This window comes from Kocuria sp. (assembly GCF_030536815.1).
GTDB classification, from domain to species: domain Bacteria; phylum Actinomycetota; class Actinomycetes; order Actinomycetales; family Micrococcaceae; genus Kocuria; species Kocuria gwangalliensis.
This window is the reverse complement of sequence record NZ_JAUNPE010000173.1, coordinates 1-4,110: the sequence shown is the minus strand read 5'-3', so window position 1 is coordinate 4,110 and position 4,110 is coordinate 1. Positions and strand designations below refer to the sequence as shown.

Here is a 4,110-nt window from a genome sequence, read left to right as displayed (position 1 = left end):
TCGACCAGCTGATCCACCGACCGCAGGTCCAGGTTGTTCGTGGGTTCGTCCAGAATGAACAGTCGGGGCGCGGGGTCCGCAGTCAGGATCCGCGCGAGTTCGAAGCGCAGCAATTCACCGCCGGACAATGCGTCCATGCGCTTGTCGGCCTGCGTGCCGCGGAACAGAAATCGCGCCAGCGTCTCACGGCACGCGTGGTCGGTTGCGGAGGGGTTGCCCCGTCGTAAGTTCTCCACCACCGTGAGATCCGGGCGAGCCACGGTCAGCCGTTGCGGCATGTAGCCAACGGCGGGCAGCCGGTAGCGAACCGCCCACGGATTGGTGCCGGCTACTCCCTCCACGGCGGCGCGCGCCTCAGACGGCCATCTCACCACCCGTTCGAGCAGCGTGGTTTTTCCCGAACCGTTCCGCCCGGCAAGCCGCACCCGCTCCGGACCGGCCATATCGAACCTCTCGGTCTCACCGCCCGGGAGCAAACGTTCCAGCTCGAGCACCGTGGTGCCATTGGCCACGGCGGTCCGGGGGAGTTGGCTGCGGATGTGTCGGTCAGTGCGAACGGCATCCCGGGCCGCCGAGACCGCATCCGTGGCCGTTTTCTCCCGGTCTGCCAGGAGGCCGCGCAACTTGCCCGCCTGAACCTGCGCGGATCTCTCATCGTTTCCCATGGCCATGCCGGGTTTGCGCTTGTCGCGCTTGAACTTCTCGCCCCGGGTCGCCCGGTGGCTCAGCTTGGTTTCCGCCTCGATGCGCTCACGCTTCTGCTTCTTGGCCTCGGCCTCCGCCCGGGAGACGTCGCGCAGCGCCGCCTCCTGCTGGGTGGTCAGGTACGCCTCGTACTCGCTGTACGTTCCGCCGAACTCGGTGAGCTGCCCGTCCCGCAGCTCCACGATCTGGTCCACGAGCTCCAGCAATTGCCGGTCGTGGCTGACGATCAACAGCGACGCCTTCCAGCCCCGCACGGTCGCGAACAAATCCTCGCGCGCGGCGGCGTCCAAATTATTGGTGGGCTCATCCAGCACGGTCAGTTGCGCTCGCCGCAGCACCGCCCCGGCCAGCGCCGCCCGCACGATCTCGCCGCCGGACAGCTCGGCAACCCGCCGCTGCACATCGGTGGGCAGCCCGCGCGTGGCCAGTTCCGCCCGCGCGCGTTCTTCGATGTCCCAGTCAGCACCGACGACGTCGTACTCCGCCTCAGCCACACTGCCCGCCTCGATCGCGCGGAGACTTGTCAGGACGCGGTCGATGCCCAGCAGCTGGGCCACGGTGGATTCGGAGTGCGCGGTGATGTCTTGCGGGACATACGCGAGGCCGGCTTCCCGGTGCAACGACCCCGAGGTGGGTTCGAGTTGCCCCGTGAGGACTCGCAGCAGCGTGGATTTACCGCTCCCGTTGTCTCCGATCAGTCCGGTGACTCCCCGCGGAATGGAACCCGAGAGGCCGGTGAAGCACTCGGTGCCGTCGGGCCAGGTGACGGTGAGGTCGGAAAATGTAATGAGTGTCCGTTGTGGATGGGGCATGAGGATCTCCTGGCATACACAGAGGATGATCCGCTGCCGCGCCATGACTGGCCCCACTGCGATCGCCCACACAGGGGGTGTCGACAAGTGAAGTGGCCAGAACGGCGTCGTCAATGAAAGAACGAAGGCGTGAAGAAGCGCGTGCAGCGGCGGGCTCAGAGAGAACCGGCAAGCTTCACGGCGCACACCTTTCGTGGACAACAAGACCCCAGTAGCGTAACCCCGGGCCGGCGAGATATCTAGGGTTCCGACCGGCGGGCGGGGCGGGTGAACGCGAGCCACATGGTCGGAATGACTTTCTGGTCGGTGATGTCACCCACGGCCATGCGGTCCGTGAGCTGACCGCTGTAGCTGGTGAGCATGAGCCGGGTCATGTCCGCGGCGGGGATCGTGAACTCCAAGTGCTGGCTCTCTGCCACGCGACCCAGGGCCGTCTCGACGGCGCCGTAGAGCTTGTTGCGCAGCGGACGGACGACGTCGCGGACCTCGGAGGATCGGAAAGCCGCGAGGAACAGTTCCAGGCGTACGGCCTGAACATTCATGTTGGATGTCTGGTCCGTGACGCCTTCGATGATGCGGGTGACGACCTCCTGGGTGTCCGCGTCCGAATCGAGCCACTGTTCCAGCCCCGAGTCGAGTCGGTCGATCAGGCTGTCCACCAGGTCCTCGAAGACCGCCACCGCCAGGTCCAGTTTGGTCGCGAAATTGGAGTAGAAGGCCCCGCGGGTGAATCCGGCGGCGGCACACAGCTCGCCGATGGGTGCGCCATCGATCCCCTTCTCGGCGAAAACCTCCGCCGACGCCGCCACGAGTCTCCTGCGCGTGGCCGTCCGGGACCGCTTCTGCGCATCCTCCTCGGCCGTGTGTGATGTCTGCTCGGTCACTTTCGCCCGCTCTCTTCTTGCTCACTCGATACATCAGTGTATCGTGAATGCGAAAACTCGATACAACAATGTATCCAACACCTTTTCGGGGGCACGATGGCAATGACCACTCAGAGGGCGCGCAACTCCTCTCACCAAGCCGCGGGCAAGGCGCGCGGGCCGTTCTACTCGCCGATCTTCTGGGCGCTTCCGGCGGTGGTCGTGATGGTCCTCGCGGTTCTCGGAACGGCACTGTATCTGGGCGGCCTGTCCAATCCGGCGGGTCACCTCAAGGATTTTCCGGTGGCCATCGTGAACCAGGACCGCGGGGCGGACGTGCCCAGCGACGGCGGCGGCACCGAGCAGCAGAACTACGGTCAGCGCATCGAGGACGAGTTCGCAACCGAAGCGGGCCAGGACGAGCGCCTGGACCTGCGACAGTTGACCTGGGACGAGGCTCGCGAGCAACTGGAGCGCGGCGAGCTGTTCGCGGTGGTGGTCATCCCCGAGTCCTTCTCGGAGGACACAGTGAGCATGGTCAAAGGGTCACTGACGCAGGAGTCCGCCGCGCAGCCGGAAATCACCCTCTACACAGACCCGCAGGCGGGTTCACTCGGCACGAGGGTTGCCACGGAGGTGGTGCAACCCGGCCTTGATGAGGCGAGCTCCGGGATGGGTGAGTCCCTGGTGAAGTCCGCGGAGTCCGCGCAGCAGCAGGCCTACGACCAGGTGCTCTCGGAGCTCGAGTCGCAGCAGGATCAGCAGTCGGAACAGCTGCAGCGCTCGGCGGCTCGGGGCGGTCCGGCCGTGCAGCAGTTCGCGCAGCAGGTTCAACAGGCTCAGGCCGACACGCCCCAGCAGGTGGCGGATCAGCTGGCACCCAAGGTCAGCTCCGTGTCCACCGATCTCCTGCGGGATCCACTGAACGTGGTCACCCAGCCGTACCAAGAACTCGAAGAGGGCACGGCGCTGGGCATGGGGGCCTTCTACTACGCGATCATTCTGTTGGTCATCGGTCTCTCCGGCTCCATTGCGGTCAACGTGCTGATGGATGCCCGCGCGGGCATGGCCCCGTTGGAAATGGGACCATCATTCCGGGACCTGCCCCGCGTGAGTTTGCCTCGGTGGCTGACTTTCCTGATCAAGTGGGGCCTCTTCACGGTGGCGGCCGCCCCCACCTCCGCCTTGATGCTGTGGGTTGCTTCGGGCGTGGGCATGCCGGTGCCGCACGGGGTGGCCTTGTTCTTTGCGGGGTGGCTGTCGCTGTCGGCGGTCTCGGCCGTGGTGCTCGCCCTCATCACGCTGGGCGGTTCAGCGGGCATGCTGTTGTCAATGATCTACCTGGTGTTCATGGGATTGCCGTCCGCGGGCGCGGTGGTTCCGCTGCAGGCCGTGCCGGACTTCTTCCGGGTGATTGCTCCGCTCGAACCGCTTCATCACATCTACATGATGGTGCGCTCCATCCTGTACTTCGATGCTCACGCGGATGCCGGGCTGCAGTCCGGGGTGATCGGGGTTTCGTTGGTTCTCATCATTGCCGTTCTGGTGGCCCTCGCCGGCGGCTGTGTGTACGACCGGAAATTCGGTCGGCGTGGCTCCCGAGGGTCGGGCAAACACGCTGCGCACCGGGTGCAGTCCCCGGCCACGGATGCGGCGGCGGCGGCAGTGACCGGAGGTCAGCCTGCGGTGAAGAGTGGGGAAAACCCCAATGCAGTGCTGAGTTGACGACC

General features: G+C 65.8%; 3 protein-coding genes. 1 reads left to right on the top strand and 2 read right to left on the bottom strand.

Annotated features, from left to right (window positions below; translation table 11 throughout):
• The coding region (locus Q4E95_RS11530) for an ATP-binding cassette domain-containing protein (protein WP_303383444.1) at window positions 1-1,517 on the bottom strand (1,517 nt) is incomplete at its 3' end.
• Between the two features lie 239 nt (window positions 1,518-1,756).
• Window positions 1,757-2,401: a TetR/AcrR family transcriptional regulator gene (locus Q4E95_RS11525; RefSeq protein WP_303383443.1), complete on the bottom strand. Its 645-nt coding sequence runs from the start codon at window positions 2,399-2,401 to the stop codon at window positions 1,757-1,759.
• Between the two features lie 102 nt (window positions 2,402-2,503).
• Between Q4E95_RS11525 and Q4E95_RS11520 the strand changes: the two genes are divergently transcribed.
• Window positions 2,504-4,105, top strand: coding sequence for a DUF3533 domain-containing protein (locus tag Q4E95_RS11520; protein ID WP_303383442.1), 1,602 nt, complete (start codon window positions 2,504-2,506; stop codon window positions 4,103-4,105).
• The last annotated feature ends 5 nt before the right edge of the window (window positions 4,106-4,110 follow it).